The organism is Bradyrhizobium viridifuturi (genome assembly GCF_001238275.1).
GTDB lineage: Bacteria > Pseudomonadota > Alphaproteobacteria > Rhizobiales > Xanthobacteraceae > Bradyrhizobium > Bradyrhizobium viridifuturi.
This window is the reverse complement of record NZ_LGTB01000002.1, coordinates 139,435-166,006: the sequence shown is the minus strand read 5'-3', so window position 1 is coordinate 166,006 and position 26,572 is coordinate 139,435. Positions and strand designations below refer to the sequence as shown.

The following is a 26,572-nucleotide window of genomic DNA, read 5'->3' as shown; positions in this document are numbered from 1 at the left end:
GATATCAACTGTTGGTAGAACTAAAGTTCAGGGCGCGCTTCAACGGTCGCCCGGCCTATCGATGACGGTTCATGGCCGAGATCTTGTTTATGCCGCTCATCGGCTGTGGCTGAGGAGATAGGTTCGATAGGACAGCGTCTTGAACACCCGGCTGCGGCAGGGTCTGGGTTCTGCCCGGCCTCTGGTGATACTGCCATCGCAATCCGCAGCAATTGAGCGGTATCTGGGTCGGTTCATCGCATTTGGCGCGTGCGGCTGTGCCGCAGCGGGCTCTCGTGAACCGAGCCGCACGGCGTCTCGGCCATTCGGCGTCGATCCCTCGCGCAAGCAAGAGATCATAATGTGTCGCTTGCCGGAGGCACTCGCTCACGGGCCCCGCCGTCATTGCATGCCGTCGTCGTTATCACTGACCCGCGCTCGGGTGCCTTTTTAGACCAGTCTCGCGACTGCAGTCGCCTCGGTGCCCGCGGTCATTGCATGCCCGCGTCGCTATCACTGCCCTCTCGCCGGCTGCGTCTTTGATTTTCTCACTCTTGATTGTGCTCCACCTTTTTTGGCGATCCAACTTTCTCATGGTTGAGATCTCAGGGGCGCTGCCCCTCGCGCGCGCCAGGGTAAAGCGCCGGCAAGTGCCGGCGCCGCCCCGAGCGGTCTCCCCGGTCTTCCGCGCTTTCGCAGGTTCTTCATTCTCTCGAACGGCGACATGCGCCCGTGCAGACCCGCTCTTGCGAGCGGCCCTTGCGGGCGGGCGATCCCCCTCCGCTCGGGGCGCCCTGGCACTTGCTACCCCCGGTCTCGCCGACGGGCAGGGGCGCAGGCGCGGAGTGCGCCTTGCACCCATGAAAGCGAAAGGAAGAAGGATCATGTCGGCCAAATCAGTTGAAGTCATTCCGGCCAGCGGGACGGAGATTTTCGTTCCGCTCAACAAGCTCAAGAAGTCGCCGAACAATGCGCGCAAGACGCCCCATAGCGAGGCGGCGATCGAGGCCTATGCGGCGAGCATCGCCGCCAAGGGTATCCTGCAAAATCTGGTGGTGGAGCCGGAGATGGACGGCGAGACCGCCACGGGGTTCTACTTCGTGACCATTGGCGAGGGCAGGCGGTTGGCCCAGCTTTTGCGGGTCAAGCGGAAGGAGATCAAGAAGACCGAGCCGATCCGCTGCGTCGTCGACACCGCGAACGATCCCCACGAGATCAGCCTCGACGAGAACGTCACCCGGGAAAACATGCACCCGGCCGACCAGTACGAAGCGTTCAGGAAGCTCGCGGAAGAACGCAACCTCGGCGCGGAGGAGATTGCGGCACGGTTCGGCGTGACGCCGCACGTTGTGCGGCAGCGTCTGCGGCTCGGCGCGGTCTCTCCGAAGCTGATGCAGGTCTATCGTGACGGTAATCTCACCCTTGAGCAGCTGATGGCGTTTGCCATCACCGATGACCACGCCCGGCAGGAAGGTGTCTATGAGCGGCTGTCCTACAACCGCGACGCCAGCACCATCCGCCGCATGCTCACGGAAACCCATGTCGCCGCGACGGAGCGCCGCGTGCGCTTTGTCGGGATCGAGGCCTACACGGAGGCAGGCGGCTCGATCCTGCGCGACCTCTTTACCGAGGATCGCGGCGGCTATCTGGAGGACGTGGCGCTGCTCGATCTCTTGGTGACGGCACGGCTCGGCCGCGAGGCCGATGCGCTGCGCGCCGCCGAGGGCTGGAAATGGACCGAGGCTCATCTCGATTTCCCGCATGCGCATGGCATGCGGCGAACCTATCCGCACCCGGTCGAGTTGTCGGCGGACGATCAGGCCGCGCTGACTGCGGTCCAAGCCGAATTCGACCGGCTGACCGAGGAGCATCAGACCGCTGAGGAGCTTCCGGACGAGGTGGATGCGCGGTTCGGCGAGCTTGAGGCCGACATCGAGCGGCTGGAAGCCAGGCGGCAGGCCTACGATGCCGACGACATCGCACGCGGCGGCGCCTTCGTGATCCTCAATCATGACGGCACGCTGCGGATCGAGCGCGGCTTCATTCGTCCAGGCGACGAGAAACCGCAGTCCGAAGCCGATCAGATCGATGATGGGCAAGTGCCCGATGCTGACATCGACGAGGGCGGCGAGGTGGATCACCTCGACGGGCAGGAGGATGACGGCGACGACGAGGATGAAGGCCCGTCGCTATCGGACCTTCTGGTCCGCGATCTCACCGCCCACCGAACGCTTGGCCTGCGGCTCAATTTGAGCGAACAGCCGGAGATCGCGGTCCTTGCGGTGACGCATGCGCTGTCCGCGCAGACCTTCTATGTCGGCGCGGACGCGCGGGTTGTCGGCATCCAGCCGGTCAGGATCGACCTGTCGTCACATGCCGACGGTATCGAGGACGCTCCCACCGGCAAGGAGTGGGCGGATCGCCATGCCAATTGGGCAAGGCAGATGCCGCGTGACGTTGCCGATCTCTGGACGTTCGTGGTCGAGCTTGATCACGACAGCCGCATGGCACTGTTCGCGCATTGCGTTGCGCTCACCGTCAATGCGGTGAAGCTGCCATGGGAGCGCAGGCCGCGCGCTTGGCGGCGGCCGATCGTCTGGCGGAGGCCGTGGACCTCGACATGACCGGCTACTGGCGTCCGACCGTGCGCAGCTATCTCGGCCGGGTCACCAAGGCGAGCATTCTGGAGGCTGTTCGCGAAGGAGTGAGCGCGGAGGCGGCCGACCGTCTCGCCGACCTGAAGAAGGTCGAGATGGCGGAAGCGGCTGAGCAACTGCTGACGCCGACCGATTGGCTGCCCTCATTGCTGCGAACGGCGAAGGCGCAGAAGGACGCGGAGGCACCGGCCGCGACAGATGATGCGGGCATGCAGTCACAGGCTGCGGAGTAACGAGCGAGCCGGGGCCGCTGACGCGGTCCCGGCAAGTTCCAAAAATTCGGCCGCGCGCCTGACCGGCGCGCGGCCGAAGTCGTTTGACGCTCAACGGCGACCGGTCCAACGAAGGCCCGCCATGAGGCGGGGCTTTAATCGCTCCGGATGTCACTTGCGGCAGTGTCAGGAGGTCTATCGTCGCGATGTGCCCTTCTGCGCTTGGCAGTTGATAGCGGTCGTTCGGAGCACGTGCATTGACTGCGGTGCTTGTGTTCGCTGCCCGGCGGATCAGTCCAGCGGCGGCGTCGCTCCCGCTTGCAAGCATGCGCCATGGCGCGTCGGTGTTGGCCGGGATGCGTTTTCCTCGCCGTTGATGCGCCGGTGTCAGCGTGTGCTCGATCGCTACAGCCGCAGTCCTTGTGCAGCATCGGTGGCGGCCGCATGGTGGTCTCCGTCAGTTCGTTCAGGGGCGCGTCCAACGCAACTCGAATGGGCTGATCAGGCCCGAGGGACGGCAAGAGCCTCGATCGCCTTCCCGCAACGGCTACGCCTGCTTTTTTCCCCTGCCGCCGGGGGGCGGCATTCCTCGCGGGAAGACAAAAAAGCAGGCTGACGCCGTCCTCCGCTGCGCTGCGGGCCTGACGGCTGCGGGCCGATCGCTCCCCGGGCCAAGGATCGCCATCGAGGCTGCGATAGGCGCGGCCCGAGCAACAGACGGAGACCACCATGGCTACCATCGGCACCTTCACCGCTTCGGACAACGGCTACACCGGCTCGATCAAGACCCTGACGCTCAACATCAAGGCCCGGTTTGCCGCATCCGAGAAGGAGAACGACAAGGCGCCCGACTACCGCATCTTCGCCGGCGTGACCGAGTTCGGCGCCGCCTGGAAGAAGACCGCCCGCGAGAGCGAGCGCGAGTACCTCTCGGTCAAGCTCGACGACCCGAGCTTCCCGGCCCCGATCTACGCCTCGCTGGTGAAGGTCGAAGGCGACGAGGGCTTCACCCTGATCTGGTCCCGCCGCAGCGGCGACTGATCCAGGCGATCCTCGGCCCCGCCTCCCTCGGAGGCGGGGCCTTTTTGCGTTTCTTGCGCCGTTTGGCAGGAACAAGGCCTTTTTTATTGAAGGGATTGCTAAGGGCTCCGCCCTCGCGCGGGCAAGGGTGAAGCACGGCGGCTCGCCGTGCCGGCCGGAGCGGTATCCCCGGTCTTCCGCGCCAGACTGTTCATGACGACGTTGTCGTCAGGCGCGTGCAGACGCGCGGCCTTCGGCGCGCCCTTGTCAGGCGGGTGATCCCCCTCCGCTCCGGCCGCCCTTGCCCTTGCTACCCCAGGTCTCGCCGACGGGCAGGGTTGCAGCGCAGCGCTGCGCTTCAACCTCAGCCAACAGGAGAATGACCATGAACACGATGAATCTGTCTCAGAGCGAACAGCCTGCATCCGGTGGTTTCCGCGTCGATGTCTCGCGCGGCCAGCGGATCGGCCGCGTGTCGTCCGAGTGGTTTGCGCGGCCGGATGACGAGCGCTTCCTGAACTTGCCGGACCTTTACCAATCGGTGCGGGATCGAGCCGAACGCGCGCAGGCGCGGACGGTGGAAAGCCGGGCCATCCGCGTGGAGGCGAACCGCGACAGTTCCGAGCGGTTGGCATTGCTGGTCCCGGGTCGCGACGCGCCGGTGGCGCCGACCCATTGGAGCTTTGGTCAGTTGTGCACGCTGGTCGCGCGCCGACCTCCTACCTGCGGCAACTGCCTGCTGCGCTGTCGGCCATCAATCTGCAGCACGGCTTGCTGTCGCATCGCGGCGAGCTCGTGAAGGCCCTCGAGACCGATAACGGCCGCGTTGAGCTCCGTGCGGTCACCGGGCCGGATTACGGCCGCATCTGGGACCACGAGCTTGTCGCCGCCGTGATGAAGATCGCGGGCAATGGCACCGGCGACACGAGGTGGAAGGTGCCGGGAGTCCTGGACTGGTCCACCATGACCCACAATCCCTTTGTGGACGTGACCAAGGACACGACCACGCTCTACGCCAGCGACCGCGACGTGTTCCTGTTTCTGGTCGACGACGCCAATCCGATCGAGGCAGGCAGGCTGCCGGATGGATCGCCGGATTTGTACTTCCGGGGCTTCTACTGCTGGAACAGCGAAGTCGGCAGCAAGACGCTGGGCATCGCCAGCTTCTACCTTCGTGCCGTCTGCATGAACCGCAATCTGTGGGGCGTTGAGAACTTCGAGGAAATCACCATCCGGCATTCCAAGTTTGCCGCGCAACGGTTCGCACATGAAGCCGCGCCAGCGTTGACGAGTTTTGCCAATTCGTCGCCTTCGCCATTCGTCGCCGGGATCAAGGCGGCGCGGGCGCGGATCGTGGCCCGCACCGACGAGGACCGGGAGACGTTCCTGCGCCGGGGTGGGTTCTCCAAGTCCGACGCGGCAAAGGTCATCGAAACCGTTCTGGGCGAGCAGGGCCGCAAGCCGGAAAGCATCTTCGATTTCGTGCAGGGCATCACCGCGTTTGCGCGCGGCAAGGCTCATCAGGACACGCGTCTTGAATTGGAGGGCAAGGCAAAGCGCCTGATGGAGCGCGCTATGTGAAGCTTGAGCCGCGCAACCGGTAACGGATTGCGCGGCTTCGCCCGGTGATCAAAATGCAGCGCCGCCGACCCGGCTTGCCGGATCGGCGGCGCTGACGCACGTCCGCGTCCGGCGCTCGCCGGGCCTTTGGCCCGGCTCGCGGAAGGTCAGGATCGAACTTTGGGCACTTTCTGCTCAAGTAGATCTGCAGGCCGGACCCCCAATGCTTCAGCAATTTGTCCGAGTACAGTGACGCTCGCTGACACATCGCCGCGCTCGATGGCGCCCACGTAACGGGCGCTTAACCCTGCGCGCTCGGCTAGCTCTTCCTGCGTCATTTTTAGATCGTGGCGTTTCCGACGCAGGTTTACAGCCATGATCTCTTTGAGATCCATGGCGATATGGGAACTGAGCCGGAACGATCGTTCTAGGAACGATCGTTCCTATTCGTGTCTAACCATGCTATAGTGTGCGGCAATGCTATAAGCGCGGCCGAGTATGATGCAGAATCCCCCTCTTGATCCAGATGCGTCTTACAGAGCGCCGGACGATAATGCGCTGACGCCCTATGATGAGGCGCACGTCGTCACATACATTCGCCTTCTGCAGGCGGAAGGTGAGGGGGCCGACTGGCGGGAGGTGGCTCGGATCGTGCTGCATATCGATCCAGAGCGCGAACTGGATCGTGCACGGAGCGCATATCAGAGTCATCTAGAGCGCGCCAAATGGTTAACCGAGCGGGGACGTCTCTTGCGTCCTGACGGTCCAAAGTAGAAGAAGATCACCAGGCCCTCGCTTACACGAAAAGCAATTTCTCCCTGCTGATGGTGGTGCTTCTCACGCACCACGTGGTGCCAAATAAGGGACTTCCTACAACCCTCTCGCTCATAATTATTGCGTCGCAATCTTTGTTGAGTGCGTGCAGTGGGGGCGGGAGCAATGACTGAGTTCGATTGGCGGTCGTCGGAATCCTACAATAGCTTGCAAGACGCCGAGATCACCGACATCGCATGGGAATGTCTTCGTCGCAATGCGGACTACCGGCGCGACTACCAAGCGATGATCGCCGGCAGTCCGGATGGCGAGGTAACTCCGGAATTCAGGAGGAGGTGGGGTCTCTGCTTTCGCCCATGACCCGCAGAGATCCTTCGACGAGCAGACTGTCTTTTGGGCGCCCGAGGTTCTAGCTGCGGTCGTCCCGCTTACGGTCGCGTCGGCTTCCGATCACCGTTCGGCGTCCCCGCCACTGTTCGATCTCGTAGCAACTGAGGCGCGCCGCGCCGCGGACGGCTGGCATGCCGTGCTGAGCATCGCGGGTCTAGACCACCGGGTCTGGTGCAAGGATCGTCCAGTTGCCGGCGCGTTATATGCAGCCGAACTGCCGTTTGACGGCGATTTAGAGGCGCGCGTCCATGCAGCCCGGCGGTTGTGGCGCGCCGCAAATGGACGCGCGCCAGGTCCTGCGTTTCACCAGCTATCCAAGCAGCGGCGCGAACGCTTGAGTGCCGCAATCCGCGCGCTCGACGCGCACCGTGAAGGCGGCAGCTATCGCAGCATAGCCGAGGCGTTGTTTGGTAAGAAGCGAATCCCCGATCGCGCCTGGAAGACGCATGATCTTCGCAATCGGACGATCCGTCTGGTGCGCGGTGGCATTAAGCTCATGCGCAGCGGCTATCGCAAGCTGCTGCGCCCGAGCCGTAAGGAAAAATAGGTTCTCCGCGCTAGGGGTATCGAAAATCGTATCCCCGATTTTCGGCATCCCCCTCCGAGGACGCGCTTCTCCATGATGACCGCATACACGCAGGTACCGCCATCCGCGATAGCTGTCATCCTGGAGCCTTCAAATGCCCGATCCGATGGCCGGCCTCCCACCGCGCTTTCTGCGTACGCCCGAGGCTGCGCGTTACCTGGGGCTATCCGGTCGGACCCTCGAGAAGCACCGCACCTACGGCACGGGCCCGACTTATCGAAAGATCGGCGGCCGCGTCGTTTATGCGCTGGATGACCTGAAAGCCTGGGCCGACCTTGGCGCCAAGACGTCGACCTCCGATCCCGGCAAGGGGACGGTCCTGCCGGCCAAGAAACACCCGACGCTGCGCCCGTATGCGGGCCAGGAACGCCGCTGATGTCAGTGCGAGGGCAGTGACAATGCGGCGAAAGCAACATTCCGAACGCGACCAGCTCGAGCTCTTTCGCGCGCTGCCCGGCGATCTCGCGCCGCGCGATGCGCAGGATCTGATGGCCTATCCGTTCTTTTCCCTCGCCAAATCGAAGCGGGTCGTGCCGATCGATTTCCGGGCTGGAGCCATTTCGATCCGCGTCGAAGCGGTGCCGGAACACGGTATGGCGACCATCTGGGATGCTGACGTCTTGATCTGGGCGGCGTCGCAGATCGTCGAGGCGCGTGATGCCGGGCTGAAGACATCGCGCCTGATGTCGGCAACGCCTTACGAGATTCTGACGTTCGTCGGCCGCGGCACGAGTGCGCGAGATTATGATCGTCTGAAGGCCGCGCTCGACAGGCTGCAGTCAACCACCGTGCAAACGTCGATCCGCCAGCCGGCAGAGCGGCGGCGCCGTCGCTTCTCCTGGGTCAACGAGTGGAAGGAGACGGCGGATGCAAACGGTCGGCCGCTCGGTGTCGAGCTGATTCTGCCGGATTGGTTCTATGCCGGCGTTCTGGACGACGCGCTCGTGCTCACGATCGACCGCGCCTATTTCGATTTGACGGGAGGACTTGAGCGCTGGCTTTACCGGCTCGTCCGCAAGCATGGCGGTCGCCAGGACGGCGGTTGGAGTTTCGATTTCCTCTATCTCCATGCCAAGTCCGGCAGCCTGTCGCCGCTCAAGCATTTTGCCTACGACCTCAGGGAAATCGTCAAGCGGCAGACGCTTCCCGGTTATCAGCTCGTGATCACGCATGACCGGCGGGGCGTCGAGCGCCTGAATTTCTCACCAACCCTCGCCGATCCGCTTTCGGACCGCTTGCGCAAGCGTGGAGGTAGCCTGTGAATCCGCTCGTGCTATCGGGGACCGTCATCCTCGTGCCATCGGGGACCGGATCCTCGTGCTATCGGGGACCAGAATCTGGCTTAAGCGCTTGTTCTCTCGGACGTTGTCGTCCCCGTAACTTTCCTAACCTGAAATCCTTCGGATTTCTTCTAACGGTCCCCGCCATTCGTCGCGCTGGAAAGCGTCAGTTCGGCCGAGCCACATCTAACAGCACGGCCGCGCCAACGACGCCACAGTTCAACGCGCAACGGCCGCTCAGTCGCCCGCACATTCTACGCCGTGGAGAGATGCATGAGTGAACTCACGCAGGTCGAGCTGCTGTGGCTCGAAAAGCGCATCGAGAACCGGATCCGTTTCGGTCGCGCCGTCCAAGAGAAGAAACTGGATCGGTCTCGCCGTGTCTTGTCGTTTGCCCCCGGGAGCATTTTCGCCTTCGTGCGCTGGACCTCCAACGACTTCGGCACCGTCGTGTCCCGGATCGATATCCTGCGCGCGGTTCCGCCAGGCCAGCGCTACTCGACCGTCCCATACGTGCAGCCCGGTGGCGAGATCCTGCTGCGGCTCTCTGGCTGGCCGAAGGTTGAACGGGTGCTGCAATTGATCGACGGCGTCGAGGCGCTCGGCATCGATCCTGCGGACGCCGCGCCAGATTACTGGCAGCACGTCCATAACCGTCTCACCGTCAACGAAGACCCGCGCGCCTACACGAAATCGCGCCATCAAGCATGGCTTCATCGACGGAAGATGACGCCATGATGGCCCGGTTATCAACGCTGGCCGGCATGCTTGGCGGCGTTGCCTTGCTGGTCGGACCGATTGTCGTCGAGCCGGCGCCGGTTTGCATCTGGAACGCTTCGGAAAGCGTTGCTCTTGGCCTCTATCGCGTGCGGCGGACAGGTACGCGGTACGTCAATGAACTCGTCGCCGTTCGGCCGCCCGAGCCGCTTGCCACCTTTCTCGATCTCAACGGCTATCTGCCGCTCGGCGTGCCGATGTTGAAGCATGTGTTGGCGCTTCCAGGACAGATCGTCTGCCGCCACGGGCTCACGATAACCGTCGACGGCATTGAAATGGGTGACGCGCGGGAGCGCGACAGCCGCGGCCGCCGGCTGCCGTCGTGGCAGGGCTGCGACATCGTCGGAGCGGACGAACTCTTTCTCATGAATCGGCAGTCCGCGGATTCCCTCGACGGCCGCTACTTCGGACTGTTGCCGTCGTCGGCCGTTATCGGCCGTGCGCTTCTCGTGTGGACCCGGGAGAAGTGATCGTGCGCAGTTCAGGATCAGTCATTCCTCTGTTCGATCGGTGGCTGCACCATTCCTCCGTCCCGACCAAGGTTCGCAAAGCCGCCGCGCGCAGCGGCGGTCCAGGGCGGCCGCAAGGCCGGCGCGACGTAGCTTTACCCTGGACGGGCGCGAGGACGGCGGCACGATTTCATTCGCTCGGGTTGGTTGCTTGGATTGCCTTCGCGACGTGGTCGGCAGGGTGTGCGTACGCGCAAAACGTCTTCGTGGAGAGTCCGCCGTCATCGCACCGGGATCACTCGCTCGCAGGCGGTCCGTTTGCGGCATACGTTTCTGAGGCGTCTCGCCGATTTGGCATTCCGGAGCGCTGGATCAACGCGGTGTTGCGCATCGAGAGCGGTGGCGACGTGCGCGCCATATCGCGAAAAGGGGCGATGAGCCTGATGCAGATCATGCCGCAGACCTGGTCCGAGCTTCGTCTGCGCTATCAGCTCGGCCCTGATCCATTCGCTCCTCGCGATTACATTCTGGCCGGCGCCGCTTATCTGAGGGAGCTGTACGATCGGTACGGTTCGCCGGGTTTTCTGGCTGCCTATAATGCAGGTCCCGCCCGCTATGACGAGCATCTCAGCGGTCGACCGCTGCCGGCGGAGACACAGGTCTATGTGGCAACGCTCGCGCCTTTGATTGCAGGGCAAGGACCTGCCGACACGTTGCCGGTTGCGGCCGCTCGAACCCGGCCATGGACCGAGGCTTCGCTGTTCGCGGCACGAATCGAGCGCGCCGCCACTGCCGACCTTTTGACGCCCCTTGGTCGCTGGAACGGCAGTTCGACTGCAGATCCAGTGCACCAAATCGCGACGGTCATCCCCCGGAGCGAAGGCCTGTTTGTTGAGCGATCGCGGGCTGGAGTGTCGCGGTGATCATGGGAGCGGGGTGGTGGGGAGGCACGACAGCGGGAAGGCGAGATAAAAGGGGCTCGCCGGTCGAACCGCAAGCCATTGACATGGCTTGGGTCCTGGCGTGCCAGTCGGTCGGGGCGCGTGCCGCGCCCAAGATTTTCGCCAGAAGATTCAAGGATGTTTTCGGCACCATAGGCGCGGTTGCGTTTTTCGAGGGCCGGCCATGACCGTCGGCGACAGCGATCTGCGTATTCGGCCCGGGCGCATCCGCGGCACCCGTACGCCGAAGCCCAGGAGCTTCATCAACCAAGTGCTGCGTGCCGCGAAGAAGTCCGGTCACACCTCCGGTCAGGCTGCGGCCGGCCGGCGTTCCGTGGCCCATGGACGCTCAACGTTTGGCCGCGGCCGACTGGCCTTTAGTCGTGGCCGGTTGTTTAGCCCGACACGGCGCGTCGTGGTGAAGGCGCGCGTAGTTCGCCATAAGGGACGGGCCTTCCGCTCAGCACCACTGAGCGCGCATCTTTCGTATCTGAAGCGCGATGGTGTCACCCGAAGCGGCGAGCGGGCCGAGATGTTCGACGCCGGCAGCGACCGTGCCGACGGCACGGCTTTCGCGGAGCGCTGCAAGGACGATCGCCACCATTTCCGGTTCATCGTCTCGCCCGAGGACGCCGGCGATATGACCGACCTCAAAGCCTTCACCCGCGATCTGACCAGGCAGATGGAGATCGACCTCGGCACGCGAATCGATTGGGTAGCCGTCGATCACTGGAACACGGACAACCCTCATGTCCACATTCTTGTCCGCGGCGTCGATGAGAATGGGGCTGATCTCGTGATCTCGCGCGACTACATCAGCCGAGGCCTGCGCTCGCGCGCCGAGGAACTGGTCGCAATCGAACTAGGTCCAAAGCCGGAGCACGAGATCTGCAGTTCCCTGGAGAAGGAAGTCACGGCAGAGCGATGGACTCGGCTCGATCAGGAGATCCGGCTTGCAGCTGATGAGACCGGCTATATCGATGCTCGTCCCGAAAATCCCGGCAGGTCCGATCCCGAGATCCGGCGCTTGATGGTCGGCCGCCTTCAGAACTTGGAGAAGATGGGCCTTGCTGCATCCGCCGCGCCTGGGGAGTGGATGGTCGGGCTCGAGGCTGAACGTAGCTTGCGCGACCTCGGCATGCGCGGCGACATCATCAAGACTATGCACCGCGCCTTTGCGGAGCGTGGGGAAGCACGAGGAGTTGCCGATTACGTTATTGAAGGTGGAGAGCCGACGTCCCAGATCATCGGACGGTTGGTCGATCGTGGATTGCATGACGAACTGACCGGCGAGGCCTACGCCCTGATCGACGGAACAGATGGGCGCGCACACCACGTTCGCTTCCAAGGCGTCGAGGCCTTCGAACAGGCGCCGCCGGTCGGCGGAATCGTCGAAGTCCGACGTTTCGGTCAAGCCGGCGATCCGCATCCCACCATGGTGATCGCGATCCGCTCCGATCTCGATCTTGGGGAGCAGATCGCCGCAAAGGGAGCAACCTGGCTCGACCACCGGCTGGTCGAACGGGAGCCGATGCCGCTCGCCATGGGCGGCTTCGGCCGAGAGACCCGCGACGCGATGGAAGCCCGTACCGAGCATCTGGTTCAGCAGGGCCTGGCACGGCGGCAAGGCCAGCGTGTCATCCTGCAGCGCGACCTCCTCAATACGTTGCGCCGACGCGAACTGGATGAAGTGGCAGCAAAAGTCTCGGCCAGTACCGGACTGCCTCAGACGAACGCGGCCTCCGGGGAGCACGTGGCGGGCACGTATCGCCAGCGGCTGACGCTCGCCTCGGGGCGCTTTGCCATGATCGACAACGGTCTTGGCTTTCAGTTCGTGCCCTGGTCCCGCGAACTCGAAAAGAAGCTCGGCCAACACGTCACCGGCGTCGTGAAGGACGGCGGCGGTATCGAATGGGGTTTTGGTCGGAAGCGCGACCTCGGCCTCTAGTGACTTGCGAATGCAGTGGCGGAAAGGCGTTTCGGGTGTCTGGAACAAAAATCCTGTGGGGACAGGTGATCGTCGTCGGCTTGATCGTTCTGCTCGCCATCTGGGGAGCAACGGAGTGGACGGCGTGGCGGCTCGCGTACCAGCCAGAACTCGGACGGCCCTGGTTCGAGTTGTCCGGCTTCAAGATCTATTACCCGCCGATCTTTTTCTGGTGGTGGTTCGTCTATGACGCTTATGCACCGCAGGTCTTCGTCGAGGGAGCCTTTATCGCAGCGTCGGGGACTTTCGTTTCGATCGCGGTAGCGATCGGCATGTCGGTCTGGCGGGCGCGCGAGGCCAAGAATGTCGAGACCTATGGTTCAGCGCGCTGGGCTGACGCGGAGGAGATTCGAGCGGCCGGACTTCTCGGTCTGGATGGTGTGGTCCTCGGCAAGCTCGACCGCGACTACCTTCGCCATGACGGACCGGAACATGTGCTGTGTTTTGCTCCTACCCGGTCCGGCAAAGGCGTCGGCCTCGTCGTACCCTCTCTGTTGGGCTGGCCCGGCTCGGCTATCGTTCACGATATCAAGGGCGAGAACTGGCAACTGACCGCCGGCTTCCGCTCGCGGCACGGTCGCGTCCTGTTGTTCGACCCGACCAATCCAAAGTCCTCAGCCTACAATCCGCTTCTCGAGGTCCGGCGCGGGGAATGGGAGGTTCGCGACGTCCAGAACGTCGCCGACGTCCTGGTCGATCCCGAAGGTTCGCTCGACAAGCGGAACCACTGGGAGAAGACCAGTCATTCGCTTCTGGTCGGCGCTATTCTCCACGTCCTCTATGCCGAGGTCGACAAGACGTTGGCGGGCGTCGCCGCTTTTCTGTCCGACCCGAAGCGCCCGATCGAGGCGACGCTGAAGGCGATGATGACCACGCCGCACCTTGGCAAGCAGGGTGCTCATCCCGTGGTCGCCTCAACCGCGCGCGAACTCCTCAACAAATCCGATAACGAACGCTCTGGTGTTCTATCCACCGCGATGTCGTTCCTCGGGCTCTACCGAGATCCCGTGGTGGCCCAGGTGACCTGCCGCTGCGACTGGCGGATCGCGGATCTGATCGCAGATAGCCGCCCTATGACGCTTTATCTCGTGGTGCCGCCTTCCGATATCTCGCGGACCAAGCCCCTGATCCGCCTAGTGCTGAATCAAATCGGCCGGCGCCTCACCGAGGACCTGCACGCCCGCAACCGCCGGCATCGCGTCCTGATGATGCTCGATGAATTCCCGGCACTCGGGCGGCTTGATTTTTCGAGTCCGCGCTCGCCTTCATGGCGGGGTACGGCATCAAGAGTTTCTTGATCGCGCAATCGCTCAATCAGATCGAGAAGGCCTATGGGCCCAACAACGCCATTCTCGACAACTGCCACGTCCGCGTCAGCTTCGCGACCAATGACGAGCGTACGGCCAAGCGGGTATCCGACGCGCTGGGTACGGCGACGGAGATGCGGGCGATGAAGAACTATGCCGGGCACAGGTTGAACCCCTGGCTGGGGCACCTCATGGTGTCGCGCCAGGAGACTGCGAGGCCGCTCTTGACGCCTGGCGAGGTCATGCAGCTTCCGCCGATGGATGAGGTCGTCATGGTGGCGGGCACGCCGCCGATCCGGGCGAAAAAGGTGCGCTACTACGAGGACCGGCGGTTCACCGAGCGGGTCTTGCCGCCACCCGATCCGGCGGCATCAGGTCGATCATCGCGAACGGACAGATGGTCGACAACTGGAACCCTTATGCCGGCCGCCCGTCCAACCGACAAAGCGGAGCAATCAGCGGAAGACACGGCGAATAGCGGCCTCCGTCGCGAGCCCGAACTTCCCGATCATGTCGCGATCGCCAAAGAGACGACCGAACTGACGCCTGCAGAAGAGTTTGCCGTCGTTCTCGACGACGACGAAGATGCAGTCCGCCAGTCTCGGCTTCTACGCCAACAGCGTGGTGTCGCCCGTCAGGTCGCTATGGACCCGGATGACGGAATGGAGCTCTGAGGCATCATGCGCGACCGGATGAACGTCTATTTTCCGCCGGAACTTCTGAAGCAGATATCGGATCTGGCCGATCGCAAGAAGCTTTCGCGGTCTGCGATCGTGGAAGCGGCAGTCGCTTCATTTCTGTCACCGGACGGATCGGACAGGCGGGAGGCGGCGTTTGCCCGTCGCCTCGATCGGATGTCACGCCAGATGCAAAGACTGGAGCGGGACGTTGGTTTGACGGCCGAGACCTTGGCCCTCTTCATTCGCTTCTGGCTGACGATCACGCCGCCATTGCCGAATGACGCGCAAGCGGCCGCGCAGATAAAGGGCAGGGAGCGCTTTGAAGGATTCGTTGAAGCGCTCGGGCGCCGATTGCAAAAGGGGCAAAGCTTTCTGCGCGAGATTCCAGAAGATATCCGCCCTCAGGAGCCGGTCGGCGAAAGCTGAATGATTTAGTTAGATAGCTATCGCGCCTGTCTCTTCCTTTCTTACTGATCAGACCGCGTCTTTGGCAACTTTCAGCGGTGAGGCCTTGACAGATTTGCTCGCCGGCTTAGCCGCAAACTCCATTGGCTCTTTCGTAAAAGGGTTTACGCCGCTGCGAGCTTCGGTAGCGGGCTTGTTCACGACTGACATTTTGACGAATCCCGGGACGACGAATTCGCCAGATTCATTCAACTCCTTATATCCCACAGTTGCCATCTGCTCGATGACGGCCTTTACATCCCCCTTCGAAAGCTGCGTCGCATCCGCAATCGCGTCAATCAGCTGGTTCTTGGTCATCTTTGCCATGATAGGTCCCGTGGGAGAGAAAGTAAACGAGCCACGGTGGATGCGTCATGCTGATCGAAGCGCGATCGCGATGCGCTCTTCGATCCCACCGGCGTCAAGAAGTCACCGGGCTTAAAACCCATCGAGGTTCAAAATGCAAGAAGGGCCTCGACGTTTGATTCTGGTCTCGAAGGGGGCCCGCGAGAGCTTCTTCGTGGCCGTCAGCCTTTGATCACCGTCGATCGGGACGACCAGCGACATAAGCGGATATATCGTCGCGACCAACGCATGACTCGCGCTCTCGAACGGGAACCTCGAATGCAGAACTTCTCGATGTGATTGCATAGCGGATAAATTCTGGCCCAACGCCGCTCTTGACGGCATAGGCCCTCGATCCCGTCGATTCGATCAGGCCAAGCTGCGCGGTGAGCCCGGGCCACAATTCCCAACCTTTCCTTTTATTCGCTGGTCTACGCTCAACGAGAGCGCTTGTTGCGCTAAGTCCATTAGTGCCTTTTCTAATCATCCCCATCTGAGAGCGCTTTTTGACGTTCTCATTCGGTGGGGCGGCAATGGCAATCCAGTCCATTCAATCGGAGGCGAATTCGCGCGGTGCGCGAATGCTGCGCAGCGCGCTTGGCACAGCGATTGCCGGCTACCTCGAAGATGAAGCGATCATCGAGGTGATGCTCAACCCAGACGGGCGGCTGTGGATCGACAAGCTGTCGAGTGGTCTGACTGACACAGGCGAAACTCTGTCCGCAGCGGATGGCGAGCGGATTGTTCGCCTGGTCGCGCACCACGTGGGCGCGGAAGTACATGCCGGCGCGCCACGGGTCTCGGCCGAATTGCCTGGGACCGGAGAGCGTTTCGAGGGTCTCTTGCCTCCCGTCGTTACTGCACCGGCGTTCGCTATCCGCAAGCCCGCGGTCGCTGTGTTTACGCTCGACGACTACGTCGCCAAGGAGATCATGACCCCGGCGCAAGCAAGATCCTGAAGAACGCGGTCGCTGCACGGAAGAACATCCTTGTCGCCGGTGGGACATCGACCGGTAAGACCACCTTGACGAATGCGCTATTGGCTGAGGTGGCAAAGACCGCCGATCGGGTTGTGCTGATCGAGGACACACGCGAACTTCAGTGCAAGGCGCCCAATCTTGTCGCGCTTCGGACCAAAGATGGCGTGGCGACGCTGTCCGATCTTGTCCGCTCCTCGCTGCGATTGCGTCCGGATCGCATTCCCGTCGGTGAGGTTCGCGGTGCTGAAGCGCTCGATTTGCTCAAGGCCTGGGGTACCGGCCACCCCGGCGGCATCGGGACCATCCACGCGGGTAGCGCGCTCGGCGCGATGCGGCGGCTCGAGCAGCTCATCCAGGAAGCCGTCATCACGGTTCCACGAGCTCTGATCGCCGAGACCATCAACCTCGTCGCCGTTCTTGAGGGTCGGGGTGCCGATCGCCGCCTCAGCGAGCTCGCCGCCGTCACGGGACTCGGGGTCGCTGGCGACTACAGCCTTTCATCAGCAGGAGACTGACATGCGTTTGGAATTTCGCGTTCTTCGGCAGACCGCATCGCTGGCCGCGTCCGGCATGGTGCTTTTGGCGACGGCGCCGGCATGGGCGGCTGGCTCGAACATGCCGTGGGAGCAGCCGCTCAATCAGATCCTGCAGTCGGTCGAAGGCCCCGTCGCCAAGATCATCGCCGTCATCATCATCGTCGTGACCGGGCTGACGCTCGCGTTCGGCGATTCGTCCGGTGGCTTCCGCAGGCTGATCCAGATCGTGTTTGGTCTGTCGATCGCGTTTGCCGCCTCGAGCTTCTTCCTGTCGTTCTTCTCCTTCGGCGGCGGCGTGGTGATCTGATGGATGAACTGGTCGCAGGTTTTGTCGTGCCCGTTCACCGCGCACTCACTGAACCAATTCTGATGGGCGGCGCGCCGCGGTCGGTCGCGATTGTCAACGGCACTCTTGCCGCGGCGCTCGGGCTTGGATTGCGGCTGTGGATCGCGGGTCTCGTGCTCTGGTTCATCGGCCACATGGCGGCCGTCTGGGCCGCAAAGCGTGATCCCGCTTTCGTCGATGTGGTGCGCAGACATTTGCGCATTCCCGGTCATCTAAACGCTTGAGCCTCGGTCATGATGAATCTCGCTGAATACCGCCACTCCAACGCCCGTCTCGCCGACTTCCTGCCTTGGGCAGCCCTCGTCGATGAGGGCATCATCCTGAACAAGGACGGCTCATTCCAACGGACGGCGAAATTCCGGGGACCTGACCTCGACAGCGCGGTGCCGGCTGAACTCGTAGCCGTCGCCGGTCGCCTGAACAACGCCTTGCGTCGCTTGGGATCTGGCTGGGCCGTGTTCGTTGAGGCGCAGCGTCATTTTGCGGGTGCCTACCCGCCGAATGCCTTTCCGGATGTCGCATCCGCACTGGTCGACGCCGAACGCAGGGCTCAGTTCGAGGAGGCGGGCGCCCACTATGAGTCCAGCTTTTTCCTGACCCTCCTCTACCTGCCGCCGGAGGAGGGAGCCGCCAGGGCAGAGCGGCTGCTCTACGAGGGCCGCGATCGTACCGTTGGAGCCGATGCGCGCGAGGTGCTCCGCGGGTTCATCGATCAAACCAACCGCGTACTGCAACTCGTCGAAGGGTTCATGCCAGAATGTGCCTGGCTCGACGATCAGGACACGCTGACCTACCTGCACTCGACCATCTCGACCAAGCGTCATCGCGTTCGAGTGCCCGAAATACCGATGTACATCGATGCGCTGCTGGCCGACCAGCCGCTGACGGGTGGGCTCGAGCCGATGCTGGGCTCAGCCAATGTGCGGGTTCTGACGATTGTCGGCTTTCCCGGCGCGACGACGCCGGGAATTCTGGACGATCTGAATCGCCTGCCATTCTCGTATCGTTGGTCGACCCGGGCGATCATGCTCGACAAGACCGATGCCACCAAGCTGGTGACCAGGATTCGCCGGCAGTGGTTCGCGAAGCGAAAATCCATCGGCGCCATTCTCAAGGAGGTCATGACCAACGAGGCGTCGACGCTGCTCGATACCGACGCCAACAACAAGGCGATCGACGCCGACGCGGCGCTGCAGGAACTGGGTTCGGACCAGATCGGACAAGCTTTTGTCACAGCGACCATCACCGTCTGGGACGGCGATCCCAATGCCGCCGATGAAAAGCTCCGCCTAGTCGAAAAGGTCATTCAGGGCCGCGATTTCACCTGCATGATCGAGACGGTGAACGCTGTTGAAGCCTGGCTCGGCAGTCTGCCGGGGCACGTCTACGCCAACGTGCGGCAGCCTCCGGTTTCGACCCTCAACCTCGCCCATATGATTCCGATGTCGGCCGTGTGGGCGGGTGAGGCGAGGGATCAGCATTTCAAGGGACCGCCTCTCCTGTTCGGCAAGACCGAGGGCTCAACACCGTTCCGGTTCTCGCTCCATGTCGGGGACGTCGGTCATACCCTGGTGGTGGGGCCGACGGGCGCCGGAAAGTCGGTGCTGCTGGCCTTGATGGCACTCCAGTTCCGCCGTTATCCAAGCTCTCAGGTCTTTGCGTTCGATTTTGGTGGCTCGATCCGGGCGGCCGCGCTCGCCATGGGTGGCGACTGGCACGATCTCGGCGGTGCGTTGTCTGACGGAGGCGACCGACCCGTCGCCCTGCAACCCCTGCCTGGATCGACGATCCCTCCGAGCGAGGATGGGCGACGGAATGGATCTGCGCGATCCTGGCGCGGGAAAAAATCGAGATCACTCCGGAGGCCAAGGATCATCTTTGGTCGGCCCTGACGTCTCTCGCCTCGGCGCCGATGCAGGAGCGCACCCTGACGGGCCTGTCGGTCCTGCTGCAATCGAACTCCCTGAAACGGGCCTTGCAACCCTATTGCTTGGGCGGTCCCTCCGGGCGCCTGCTTGATGCCGAATTCGAGCGCCTCGGCGAAGCTCGGTCCAGGCATTTGAGACCGAAGGGTTGATCGGAACGAGCGCGGCTCCGGCCGTGCTGGCTTACCTGTTTCATCGTATTGGGGACCGCCTCGACGGCCGGCCGACACTGCTCATTGTCGATGAAGGCTGGCTTGCCCTCGACGACGATGATTTTGCCGGCCAGCTCCGAGAATGGCTTAAGACGCTTCGGAAGAAGAATGCGTCGGTCATCTTCGCCACCCAGTCGCTCTCGGACATCGATGGCTCCGCGATCGCGCCGGCGATCATCGAAAGCTGCCCAACGCGCCTGTTGCTGCCGAACGAACGGGCGATCGAACCGCAGATCACGGCCATCTACCGTCGCTTCGGCCTCAATGACCGCCAGATCGAGCTTCTGAGCCGGGCAACGCCAAAGCGCGACTACTACTGCCAATCCCGCCGGGGCAACCGGATGTTCGAACTCGGCCTTGGCGAGGTCGCGCTCGCATTCACCGCGGCCTCTTCCAAGACGGACCAGGCTGTCATCGCGCAGCTCCTCGCCGAACACGGACATGATGGCTTCGTACCGGCCTGGCTCCAGCACCGCGGCGTCGCCTGGGCGACCGACCTGATCCCCAATCTCGTCAATCTGGAGAAACCGCTATGAGGCGTGTTGGCCTATTCGTGGCTGCCGGCACCATCGCGCTGGCGCTTGGCGTCGCGGTGCCCGCACGGGCGCTGATCGTCTTTGATCCCAACAACTACGTTCAGAACGTCCTGACCGCCGCGCGGGAGCTGCAGCAGATCAACAACCAGATCACCTCGTTGCAGAACGAGGCGCAGATGCTGATCAACCAGGCAAAGAACTTGGCAAACCTGCCGTATTCGTCGCTGCAGCAACTGCAGTCGTCGATCCAGCGGACCCAGCAATTGCTGGCTCAGGCCCAGCGGATCGCCTACGACGTCCAGCAGATCGATCGCGCGTTCTCGACCACCTATGCGCTGGTCACCGGCAGCCAGTCCAACCAGGTTTTAATCACCAACGCTCAATCGCGGTGGCAAAATACGTATGCGGCAACGCAAGACGCGCTCCGCGTTCAAGCCGGTATCGTCGGCAACCTCGACGCCAATCGCATCCAGACGTCAGCGCTCGTAACATCAAGTCAGGGTGCCAGTGGCGCCTTGCAGGCAACCCAGGCCGGCAATCAGATCCTCGCGCTTCAAGCGCAACAACTCGCCGATCTCACGGCTGCCGTGGCGGCGCAGGGCAGGGCACAGAGCCTCGAAGCCGCGCAGCGCGCCTCGGCCCAGGACCAGGGACGTGAACAGCTTAGGCGGTTCCTGACCCCCGGACAGGGCTATCAGTCCCAAGACGTGCGGATGTTTCACTGATGACCGATGTAAGAGCGTCCAAGGCGTTGTCGCTGCTTACGACAATCGGCGTATTCGCCCTTGCTGCCTGCACGATTCAGCTCCGTGGTGGAGATGATTCTCCGCAGTCGCCGGGGGCGGAGCAGACGACAGATGCAACGAGCTCAGACCTCGCACGCTGCCGCGGCGTCACTTCAGAGGAAACGGCAGGTTATCAACATTGCAAGCGGGTTTGGGACGAAAACCGGCGTCGCTTCTTTGGCAAGAAGGAGGGTGCCGCAGTTCCTGGCCACGATGATTCCACCGCAGGCTTGGCGTCCGCGCCGAAGGATCAAAGCCGGATCCCGCAAGGATATTCGCCGTTGGCGACCCCCGAGGCGAGCAAGCCATGACCGGGGCCGGGATCATCGACCAGTTCCTGGAAACGTTCACGCGTTATATCGATAGCGGCTTCGGGCTGCTGGGCAGCGATGTCGGATATCTCGCAACGACCCTTGCGGCGATCGACATCACGCTTGCCGCGTTGTTCTGGAGTTGGGGAACGGACGAGGACATCATCGCGCGCCTTGTCAAGAAGACGCTCTTCGTGGGTGTCTTTGCCTACCTCATCGGTAACTGGAACAGCCTGGCGCGCATCGTCTTCGAGAGTTTTGAAGGTCTCGGGCTGAAAGCGTCCGGTGCAAGCCTGTCCGCATCTGATTTCCTGCGACCGGGAAAGATCGCTCAAGTCGGACTTGACGCCGGCCGACCGTTGCTCGACTCGATCTCGAACTTGATGGGCTACATTAGTTTCTTTGAGAATTTTGTTCAGATCGTCGTCCTCCTGTTTGCGTGGGTCGTGGTGCTGCTCGCCTTCTTCATTTTGGCGATCCAGCTCTTCGTGACCCTGATCGAGTTCAAGCTCACGACGCTGGCCGGCTTCGTGCTCATTCCCTTCGGCTTGTTTGGCAAGACCGCCTTCGCGGCAGAGCGGGTCCTGGGCAACGTCATATCCTCCGGGATCAAGGTTTTGGTCCTGGCCGTCATTGTCGGCATCGGATCGACCCTATTCTCGCAGTTCACCACTGGCTTTGGCGGCGCACAGCCGACCATTGAGGACGCGATGACCATGGTGCTCGCGGCGCTCTCCTTGCTCGGGCTGGGTATCTTCGGTCCAGGAATCGCAAACGGCCTGGTATCCGGCGGGCCGCAGCTCGGCGCCGGCGCCGCGATTGGAACGGGGCTTGCCGCCGGCGGCATTGTTGCGGCTGGCGCAGGTCTCGCCGCCGGCGGTGCTGGTGTCGCTGGCGGTGCCATGGCAGGCGCCGCGCGTGGCGGCGGTGCCGTCTTGAGCGGCGCATCCGCCGCCTATCGAAGTGGCGGCCTTGCCGGCGTCGCGGAGGCTGGTGGTTCGGCTGCCATGAGCCCGTTGCGCCGCGCTGGGGCTGCCCTCAGCGGTGGTGGGCAAGGGGGCGAGCAGGCCGCGAGCACTTCGGCCGAAGGGCAGCCCGATTGGGCGCGGCGCATGAAGCGTGCCGAGACCGTTCGGCACGGTGCGTCGGCAGCCGGACAGGCAGTCCGCTCAGGCGATCACGGCAGCAGTGGTTCCTCCGTCGATTTGTCTGAAGGAGAGCGCTGATATGCGGCCATTGCGCGTTCGTCACGCGTCACCGACCGCATCGGAAATCCGGATACCGCACGACTTGAAGCCGATCACTTGAACTCAGGGGGCAATTATCAATGTTCAAACGACCATCCGTTCACTACGGGCGCATGCCCGAGCCGGTTACGCCTTATCAAAAGGCTGCGCAGGTTTGGGACGAACGCATTGGATCAGCGCGCGTGCAAGCTAAAAACTGGCGCCTGATGGCGTTCGGCTGCCTCATGCTGTCCGCCGGCCTTGCCGCGGGCCTTGTCTGGCATTCGAGCCAAGGCTCGATCACGCCCTGGGTGGTGGAGGTCGATCATCTCGGCCAAGCCCAAAGGGTCGCGCCGGCCAACTTCGACTATCAACCCACAGACGCGCAGATCGCCTACCATCTGGCGCGCTTCATCGAGGATGTCAGAGGGCTACCCGCCGACGGCATCGTTCTGCGCCAGAATTGGCTCCGCGCCTACGATTTTACGACCGACCGCGGCGCGGCCGCACTCAACGACTATGCGCGCAACAATGACCCCTTCGCAAAGCTGGGCAAGGCGCAGATCTCCGTCGACGTATCGAGCGTCATTCGCGCGTCTTCAGAAAGCTTTCGAGTCGCGTGGACCCAGCGCACCTACGACAACGGATCGCTGAGCTCCACCGAGCGTTGGACCGCCATTCTCACGATCGTGATCGAGCCGCCGCGCGATGCCGAACGCCTGCGCAAGAATCCCCTTGGCGTCTATGTCCGCGCCATCAACTGGTCAAAGGAGTTGAGTCAGTGAGCAAGACGCTGTCTGACATTCATTTGAAGCGTCCCATCACACACCGCGGGCTCAATTCGACTTGGTCCGAATTCGTGACCTGGAAGCGAGCGGTGTTATCCGCTCTTCTGCTTTGTTCGTCGGCGCTCGGTGGGTGCGCGACCTACATTCCGCCAGAAATCAGTTACGACGCGGAAGTCCCTCCGCTGCCGGCGCCTCCAGCGCCTCAGGACGACAGGTCGCGGCCGCTTCACGTGCCGCCGCTCTGGAAGCCGGCTCTCGGCGGCAAGTCGGCCGCGAAGGAAGAGCCCGAACCCGTGAGCCGGGTTGAGACGGCGAACAGCGCAGCCCGTGTCGAACCGCGTAAACGGGGGTATTTCAACGCGGCGCAAATCTACGCCTACAGTCCCGGGGCGCTCTATCAGATTTACGCCGCACCCGGGCAGATCACGGATATCGCGCTCGAGGAGGGAGAACAGTTGACGGTATCAGGGCCGATCGCGGCCGGCGATACCGTACGCTGGGTCGTGGGCGACACCGAGAGCGGGAGCGGCGACACACGGCGCGTCCATATCCTGGTCAAGCGACCCGAGCTTCGATAGAGACCAACCTGGTGGTCAATACTGACCGGCGCACCTACCTGATCGAGCTCCGCTCCCGCGAACGGCCGTACATGCCGTCTGTTGCCTGGTACTATCCAGAAACTGCACGGGAACGATCGCGTTCGGTCGCTCTGAAGCCCGTTCTTCCGGACCCGGCGCAGCGCATCTCCCGCTATGCCATCGAAGGGGACAGTCCACCCTGGCGGCCGCTCGCTGCATACGACGATGGCCGCAAGGTCTACGTCGAATTCCCGCAAGGCATCGTGCAGGGCGAGATGCCACCGCTCTTCGTCATCGGTCCAGACGGCAAGACCGAACTCGTCAACTACCGCGCTTACGGCAACATATTGATCGTCGATCGGCTGTTTGCTGCTGCAGAACTCCGACTGGGCGGTGAGCACCAGCAGAGGGTCCGTATTGTCAGGACCGATGGGAGGCCGTCGTCATGAACACTCGGAATGTAAACGATCACGAGCAAGCAGTTCCGCCGGAGACACAAGGGGAGCAGTCCGAGAGCTTCCGCTTGAGAGCAGAGCATCCGCGCGTGACCCGGTTGTCGCGGAAGATCTTGGCCGGCGGGAGCGCGGTTGCCCTGCTTGTCATCGGCGGAGCGGTGCTGTGGTCGCTACAGAACAATCGCTCCCGTAGTCAAGCGGCCGACGAACTCTACAATACCGATCACCACAATTTTGCCGACGGTATTACGACGCTGCCGAAGGATTATGCTGGCTTTCCGCGCCAGCCAATCCCACAGCTTGGTCCGCCGCTCCCCGGGGACCTCGGTCGACCGATCCTTGCTGCTCAAGGCCAAGCCCCGGCGATCGGCGCTGATCCGGACCAGCAGCGCCGGGACCAAGAGACCGAGGCGGCCCGCATCAGCCATTTGTTCGCTGCGACCAATGGAGGAGTCCGTCCGCCCACCGCTACGGCGGTTGGAAGCGACCGCGTTGCGCCACCGAACGCATTGAACTCTGGAGACGATGGATCTGCACAGAATGGCCAGGACCGCAAGCTTGCCTTTGTCAACGCCTCCGTGGACCGTCGCACGGTAAGCCCTGACCGTGTCACCAGGCCCGCTTCACCATACATCGTGCAGGCTGGAACGGTGATTCCCGGAGCGCTGATCGCCGGGATTCGATCAGACCTTCCAGGCCAAATCACCGCGCAGGTTACCGAGAATGTTTTTGACACGCCGACCGGCCGCTTTCTCCTTGTGCCTCAGGGAGCGCGTCTAATCGGCGTCTACGATAGCCAGGTCACGTTCGGTCAATCCCGTGTCTTGCTCGTTTGGACCCGGTTGATCATGCCGAATGGACGTTCAATTGTTCTCGAGCGGCAGCCCGGCGCTGACACCGCAGGATATGCGGGCCTCGAAGACCAGGTCGACAATCACTGGGGCGAACTCTTCAAAGCTGCGGCACTATCGACGTTTCTGGCGGTCGGGACCGAACTGGGGGCTGGCTCGGACACCAATAGCAACGACAGCACCATCATCCAGGCATTGCGACACGGCGCCTCGGACTCGCTGAATCAAACCGGACAACAGGTGGTGAGGCGCAGTCTCAACATCCAGCCCACTCTGACCGTACGACCTGGTTTTCCAGTTCGCGTTCTCGTCAATTGTGACCTCATCCTTGTGCCATACGGAGGGTAACGGCATGCCCAAGCTCAAAATAGCAACCCTGCCCGACGACAAGCCGGTCAAGGTCGCCACTGAACTTCCGGCATCAGTGCATCGGGATCTCGTCGCCTATGCAGAGGCCTTGGCAAGCGAAAGTGGGCAACGCATCGATCCGGCGAAACTGATCGCACCGATGCTGGCGCGCTTCATGGCCACGGACCGCGCATTTGCAAAGCTAAGACGGGTCGCTCAATCACTGGATGCCGGCAAGGAATAGCGCTCGGCCAATACCTTGAGGAAGCAGTTCAAGGCAGGATTCTCGTTGTCGGCTCTCCATCGCGCAAAAAAGCGCATGCGGATGGGACCAATCTCATCGCGGAGTTCACGATAGACCAAGTTTGCAAAGTTCCCCGTGTCTGACTCCAACGCAAGGCCAATGCCGAGATCCATGCTGATCAGACTCTTGATAATTCCTCGGCTGACGTCGTGACGTTCGATCTTGGGGCCATCTTTAGCAAGCAAAAGCTTGGACATCAGCAAGTCTTCAAGATCGCGTCCAGGATCATAGTGGCTCAGGAGTACATTCTCGTTCCGGAGATCGGTCCAATTGACAACCTCGCGGCTCGCAAGGTGGTGGTCCTCTGGCAAAGAGACCATTATCCGTTCATCCCAAAGCGGTAGGACTTGACTATCAAGCATCGGAGCATCGCCGGCGACGATGAGAACATCGAGCGCTCCGTTGCGGAGAGCAGCAGTCAGTCGAGATCGAGACCGCTCGGCTGTTGTCAGCTTAACTCGCGGGAAACGTCTCTTGAATTCGATCAAGGTTGCTCGAAGACCTCCAGCTGACAAGGATGTGAAGAAGCCCACCGAAAGCAGGCTCGAGTGGGCACGGAAGTTGCTGCGCTTGCCGATCGTAAGCGTGTCGACTTGCTCCAAGATGATTCGCGCTGTTCGCAGCACGTTTCGCCCGGCAGGGGTAGCAGTCACTCCATTGCTAGACCTCTCGAAGAGAGTCACGCCAATTGAATGCTCGAGTTGACTGATCGATCGGCTGACAAGCGAGTGTTGAACGGAAAGCAAATCTGCCGCTCGCCGAAGACTTCCACAATCACATGCTGCTATCGCGAACCGTAGCTGCTGCAGGTCGATCGCTACCCTCTTCGTGACATGATGCCGTTCGCTCGTTTCGCCCCGCGCTGCCATGACTATTGGTCAAGTCTGATTCACAAGAGTGCAATCATCTCGCCGCTCGCATGGTCCGTGATGAGCCATAACGTCAAACGGACACCGGTCGCTCTGACAAAAGTCTATCCAATTGTCCCGTGCAGCCTCCATAC

21 protein-coding genes and 6 pseudogenes are annotated in these 26,572 nt (G+C 62.4%); 24 read left to right on the top strand and 3 right to left on the bottom strand.

From position 1 onward, the window contains the following. Window positions 1-863: 863 nt before the first annotated feature. From ALC15_RS02885 to ALC15_RS02875, 3 genes and pseudogenes are all read left to right on the top strand, one after another. Window positions 864-2,869: pseudogene (locus tag ALC15_RS02885) on the top strand (ParB/RepB/Spo0J family partition protein). 708 nt (window positions 2,870-3,577) lie between these two features. Beyond that, on the top strand, window positions 3,578-3,889 hold the full coding sequence (locus ALC15_RS02880; RefSeq protein ID WP_050625978.1) for a DUF736 domain-containing protein: 312 nt from the start codon (window positions 3,578-3,580) through the stop codon (window positions 3,887-3,889). 364 nt (window positions 3,890-4,253) lie between these two features. Then, window positions 4,254-5,449: pseudogene (locus ALC15_RS02875) on the top strand (DUF932 domain-containing protein). Window positions 5,450-5,595: 146 nt separating this feature from the next. Here ALC15_RS02875 and ALC15_RS02870 read toward each other — a convergent pair. Then, window positions 5,596-5,823, bottom strand: coding sequence for a helix-turn-helix domain-containing protein (locus ALC15_RS02870; protein WP_050625977.1), 228 nt, complete (start codon window positions 5,821-5,823; stop codon window positions 5,596-5,598). A 544-nt stretch (window positions 5,824-6,367) separates the two neighbouring features. Here ALC15_RS02870 and ALC15_RS45395 point away from each other — a divergent pair. From ALC15_RS45395 to ALC15_RS02810, 10 genes and pseudogenes are all read left to right on the top strand, one after another. Further along, a complete protein-coding gene (locus ALC15_RS45395) occupies window positions 6,368-6,562 on the top strand; it encodes a transcriptional regulator domain-containing protein (protein ID WP_050625975.1) in 195 nt (64 codons plus the stop codon). Window positions 6,563-6,728: 166 nt separating this feature from the next. Further along, the gene (locus ALC15_RS41415; RefSeq protein ID WP_094193630.1) at window positions 6,729-7,139 is read left to right on the top strand and encodes a DUF2285 domain-containing protein; all 411 of its coding nucleotides are present in this window, start codon (window positions 6,729-6,731) and stop codon (window positions 7,137-7,139) included. Between the two features lie 133 nt (window positions 7,140-7,272). Beyond that, complete coding sequence (locus ALC15_RS02850; RefSeq protein ID WP_050625973.1) at window positions 7,273-7,554, top strand: helix-turn-helix transcriptional regulator; 282 nt, start codon at window positions 7,273-7,275, stop codon at window positions 7,552-7,554. A gap of 22 nt (window positions 7,555-7,576) precedes the next feature. Beyond that, window positions 7,577-8,440 (top strand): replication initiator protein A, encoded by an 864-nt coding sequence (locus ALC15_RS02845; RefSeq protein WP_050625972.1) that lies wholly within the window; start codon window positions 7,577-7,579, stop codon window positions 8,438-8,440. Window positions 8,441-8,731: 291 nt separating this feature from the next. After that, on the top strand, window positions 8,732-9,196 hold the full coding sequence (locus ALC15_RS02840) for a DUF2840 domain-containing protein (protein ID WP_050625971.1): 465 nt from the start codon (window positions 8,732-8,734) through the stop codon (window positions 9,194-9,196). Next, window positions 9,193-9,705: a S26 family signal peptidase gene (locus ALC15_RS02835; RefSeq protein WP_094193629.1), complete on the top strand. Its 513-nt coding sequence runs from the start codon at window positions 9,193-9,195 to the stop codon at window positions 9,703-9,705. The genes ALC15_RS02840 and ALC15_RS02835 overlap by 4 nt, the downstream gene beginning before the upstream one ends. Continuing rightward, a complete protein-coding gene (locus ALC15_RS02830; protein WP_244485896.1) occupies window positions 9,702-10,607 on the top strand; it encodes a lytic transglycosylase domain-containing protein in 906 nt (301 codons plus the stop codon). Before ALC15_RS02835 ends, ALC15_RS02830 begins: the two co-directional genes overlap by 4 nt. Before the next feature lie 202 nt (window positions 10,608-10,809). Further along, the gene (locus ALC15_RS02820) at window positions 10,810-12,573 is read left to right on the top strand and encodes a relaxase/mobilization nuclease domain-containing protein (protein WP_050625968.1); all 1,764 of its coding nucleotides are present in this window, start codon (window positions 10,810-10,812) and stop codon (window positions 12,571-12,573) included. A gap of 35 nt (window positions 12,574-12,608) precedes the next feature. Next, window positions 12,609-14,593, top strand: a pseudogene (locus ALC15_RS02815) (conjugal transfer protein TraG). Window positions 14,594-14,599: 6 nt separating this feature from the next. Next, complete coding sequence (locus ALC15_RS02810; RefSeq protein ID WP_050625967.1) at window positions 14,600-15,025, top strand: CopG family transcriptional regulator; 426 nt, start codon at window positions 14,600-14,602, stop codon at window positions 15,023-15,025. A 48-nt stretch (window positions 15,026-15,073) separates the two neighbouring features. On the opposite strand, the gene ALC15_RS02805 is transcribed toward ALC15_RS02810, so the two are convergent. Further along, window positions 15,074-15,370, bottom strand: a complete 297-nt coding sequence (locus ALC15_RS02805; protein ID WP_050625966.1) for an HU family DNA-binding protein — start codon at window positions 15,368-15,370, stop codon at window positions 15,074-15,076. Between the two features lie 599 nt (window positions 15,371-15,969). Between ALC15_RS02805 and trbB the strand changes: the two are divergent. The 11 genes and pseudogenes from trbB (at window position 15,970) to ALC15_RS02750 (ending at window position 25,509) form a co-directional block, all read left to right on the top strand. Continuing rightward, a pseudogene (gene trbB / locus ALC15_RS02795) lies at window positions 15,970-16,883 on the top strand (P-type conjugative transfer ATPase TrbB). A gap of 1 nt (window position 16,884) precedes the next feature. Beyond that, on the top strand, window positions 16,885-17,211 hold the full coding sequence (locus ALC15_RS02790; RefSeq protein WP_050625964.1) for a TrbC/VirB2 family type IV secretion system protein: 327 nt from the start codon (window positions 16,885-16,887) through the stop codon (window positions 17,209-17,211). After that, the gene (locus ALC15_RS02785) at window positions 17,211-17,474 is read left to right on the top strand and encodes a VirB3 family type IV secretion system protein (RefSeq protein ID WP_050625963.1); all 264 of its coding nucleotides are present in this window, start codon (window positions 17,211-17,213) and stop codon (window positions 17,472-17,474) included. The genes ALC15_RS02790 and ALC15_RS02785 overlap by 1 nt, the downstream gene beginning before the upstream one ends. A 9-nt stretch (window positions 17,475-17,483) precedes the next feature. Beyond that, a pseudogene (gene trbE, locus ALC15_RS02780) lies at window positions 17,484-19,923 on the top strand (conjugal transfer protein TrbE). Next, window positions 19,920-20,648 (top strand): P-type conjugative transfer protein TrbJ, encoded by a 729-nt coding sequence (gene trbJ / locus ALC15_RS02775; RefSeq protein ID WP_050625962.1) that lies wholly within the window; start codon window positions 19,920-19,922, stop codon window positions 20,646-20,648. Before trbE ends, trbJ begins: the two are co-directional and overlap by 4 nt. Beyond that, a complete protein-coding gene (gene trbK-alt / locus ALC15_RS41410) occupies window positions 20,648-21,019 on the top strand; it encodes a putative entry exclusion protein TrbK-alt (RefSeq protein WP_094193628.1) in 372 nt (123 codons plus the stop codon). Before trbJ ends, trbK-alt begins: the two co-directional genes overlap by 1 nt. Beyond that, entirely contained in the window at window positions 21,016-22,245 is a 1,230-nt protein-coding gene (gene trbL, locus ALC15_RS02770) for a P-type conjugative transfer protein TrbL (protein WP_050625961.1), read from the top strand. Before trbK-alt ends, trbL begins: the two co-directional genes overlap by 4 nt. Window positions 22,246-22,346: 101 nt before the next feature. After that, window positions 22,347-23,030: a conjugal transfer protein TrbF gene (trbF, locus tag ALC15_RS02765; protein WP_050625960.1), complete on the top strand. Its 684-nt coding sequence runs from the start codon at window positions 22,347-22,349 to the stop codon at window positions 23,028-23,030. After that, a pseudogene (trbG, locus tag ALC15_RS02760) lies at window positions 23,027-24,060 on the top strand (P-type conjugative transfer protein TrbG). The gene trbF and the pseudogene trbG overlap by 4 nt, the downstream one beginning before the upstream one ends. Continuing rightward, window positions 24,057-25,265 (top strand): TraB/TrbI/VirB10 family type IV secretion system protein, encoded by a 1,209-nt coding sequence (locus ALC15_RS02755; RefSeq protein ID WP_050625959.1) that lies wholly within the window; start codon window positions 24,057-24,059, stop codon window positions 25,263-25,265. The pseudogene trbG and the gene ALC15_RS02755 overlap by 4 nt, the downstream one beginning before the upstream one ends. 4 nt (window positions 25,266-25,269) lie before the next feature. Continuing rightward, window positions 25,270-25,509 carry a DUF2274 domain-containing protein gene (locus ALC15_RS02750; protein WP_050625958.1) on the top strand — a complete coding sequence of 80 codons (240 nt, stop codon included), beginning with the start codon at window positions 25,270-25,272 and terminating at the stop codon, window positions 25,507-25,509. Here the strand turns inward: ALC15_RS02750 and ALC15_RS41405 are convergent. Next, window positions 25,482-26,438 (bottom strand): LysR family transcriptional regulator, encoded by a 957-nt coding sequence (locus ALC15_RS41405; protein WP_094193627.1) that lies wholly within the window; start codon window positions 26,436-26,438, stop codon window positions 25,482-25,484. The two genes, ALC15_RS02750 and ALC15_RS41405, sit on opposite strands and share 28 nt — an antisense overlap. Window positions 26,439-26,572 lie beyond the last annotated feature (134 nt).

Bases quoted from the DNA above. Each gene is read 5' to 3' on its own strand.
- ALC15_RS02880 (WP_050625978.1), top strand. From the start codon at position 3,578: ATGGCTACCATCGGCACCTTCACCGCTTCGGACAACGGCTACACCGGC.
- ALC15_RS02870 (WP_050625977.1), bottom strand. From the start codon at position 5,823: ATGGATCTCAAAGAGATCATGGCTGTAAACCTGCGTCGGAAACGCCAC.
- ALC15_RS45395 (WP_050625975.1), top strand. From the start codon at position 6,368: ATGACTGAGTTCGATTGGCGGTCGTCGGAATCCTACAATAGCTTGCAA.
- ALC15_RS02850 (WP_050625973.1), top strand. From the start codon at position 7,273: ATGCCCGATCCGATGGCCGGCCTCCCACCGCGCTTTCTGCGTACGCCC.
- ALC15_RS02845 (WP_050625972.1), top strand. From the start codon at position 7,577: ATGCGGCGAAAGCAACATTCCGAACGCGACCAGCTCGAGCTCTTTCGC.
- ALC15_RS02840 (WP_050625971.1), top strand. From the start codon at position 8,732: ATGAGTGAACTCACGCAGGTCGAGCTGCTGTGGCTCGAAAAGCGCATC.
- ALC15_RS02835 (WP_094193629.1), top strand. From the start codon at position 9,193: ATGATGGCCCGGTTATCAACGCTGGCCGGCATGCTTGGCGGCGTTGCC.
- ALC15_RS02820 (WP_050625968.1), top strand. From the start codon at position 10,810: ATGACCGTCGGCGACAGCGATCTGCGTATTCGGCCCGGGCGCATCCGC.
- ALC15_RS02810 (WP_050625967.1), top strand. From the start codon at position 14,600: ATGCGCGACCGGATGAACGTCTATTTTCCGCCGGAACTTCTGAAGCAG.
- ALC15_RS02805 (WP_050625966.1), bottom strand. From the start codon at position 15,370: ATGGCAAAGATGACCAAGAACCAGCTGATTGACGCGATTGCGGATGCG.
- ALC15_RS02790 (WP_050625964.1), top strand. From the start codon at position 16,885: ATGCGTTTGGAATTTCGCGTTCTTCGGCAGACCGCATCGCTGGCCGCG.
- ALC15_RS02785 (WP_050625963.1), top strand. From the start codon at position 17,211: ATGGATGAACTGGTCGCAGGTTTTGTCGTGCCCGTTCACCGCGCACTC.
- trbJ (WP_050625962.1), top strand. From the start codon at position 19,920: ATGAGGCGTGTTGGCCTATTCGTGGCTGCCGGCACCATCGCGCTGGCG.
- trbK-alt (WP_094193628.1), top strand. From the start codon at position 20,648: ATGACCGATGTAAGAGCGTCCAAGGCGTTGTCGCTGCTTACGACAATC.
- trbL (WP_050625961.1), top strand. From the start codon at position 21,016: ATGACCGGGGCCGGGATCATCGACCAGTTCCTGGAAACGTTCACGCGT.
- trbF (WP_050625960.1), top strand. From the start codon at position 22,347: ATGTTCAAACGACCATCCGTTCACTACGGGCGCATGCCCGAGCCGGTT.
- ALC15_RS02755 (WP_050625959.1), top strand. From the start codon at position 24,057: ATGAACACTCGGAATGTAAACGATCACGAGCAAGCAGTTCCGCCGGAG.
- ALC15_RS02750 (WP_050625958.1), top strand. From the start codon at position 25,270: ATGCCCAAGCTCAAAATAGCAACCCTGCCCGACGACAAGCCGGTCAAG.
- ALC15_RS41405 (WP_094193627.1), bottom strand. From the start codon at position 26,438: ATGGCAGCGCGGGGCGAAACGAGCGAACGGCATCATGTCACGAAGAGG.